2 protein-coding genes are annotated in these 770 nt (G+C 53.1%); one reads left to right on the top strand and one right to left on the bottom strand.

Features of this window, described 5'->3' with window-relative positions:
- The coding region (locus A3730_RS07195; RefSeq protein ID WP_156501034.1) for a cytochrome P450 at positions 1-318 on the top strand (318 nt) is incomplete at its 5' end.
- A 117-nt stretch (positions 319-435) separates the two neighbouring features.
- Here the strand turns inward: A3730_RS07195 and A3730_RS07190 are convergent.
- A partial coding sequence (locus tag A3730_RS07190; RefSeq protein WP_156501032.1) for a mechanosensitive ion channel family protein occupies positions 436-770 on the bottom strand: 335 nt, incomplete at its 5' end.

Genomic DNA, 770 nt, shown 5'->3' with positions numbered 1-770 from the left:
AACACCATGGTCAACGTGTCCACGCTCTACACCCATTACATGGAAGAATACTGGAGCAACCCGACCACCTTCGATCCAGAACGCTTCAGCGACGAACGCGCCGAACACAAGAAGCACTTTTACCAGTGGGTTCCCTTCGGCGGCGGCCACCACAAATGCCTGGGCCTGAACTTTGCCGAACTGCAGACCAAGACATTCCTGTTCCAGTTCCTGAGACGTTACCGCGTCAGCGTCAAACCCGGCTACGAACTGCCTACCCAGCAGGTCCCGCTGATCATGCCGAAGGATGGATTGCCGGTGGTACTGGAGAAGCGATAAAACAGTTTCGAGTGACGAGAAGCGAGTTTCGAAAATCCGAACCTATTTTGCTCTTCGCTTCTCGCTTCTCGCTTCTCGCTTCTCGCTTCTCGCTTCTCGCTTCTCGTAACTTTAGATTTAAGATTGCTGAAACAAATGCACATCCCGCTGCGGGAACGGAATGGTGATGCCCGCCTTGTCAAAGGCGTATTTCACCTGCTCGAACAAACCGAAATACACCGGCCAGTAATCCTCCGAATTCACCCACACCCGCGTCAGCATATTGATGCTGCTATCGGCGTGGGCAGAGACAAAAATATTCGGGTCGAACTTGTCACCGCTGAGGATACGGTCGTCATTATCAATGACCGTCTGAATCGCGGCCCGGGCCTGCTCGATGCTGTCGCCGTAACTGATACCAAATTCGATATCCACCCGCCGCTGCGGCTCCACAAAAATATTCTTGATGCAGC

It is taken from the genome of Alcanivorax sp. HI0044 (genome assembly GCF_001634945.1).
Note: the sequence above shows the minus strand (reverse complement) of the source record. Positions and strands in the feature narration are given on the sequence as shown.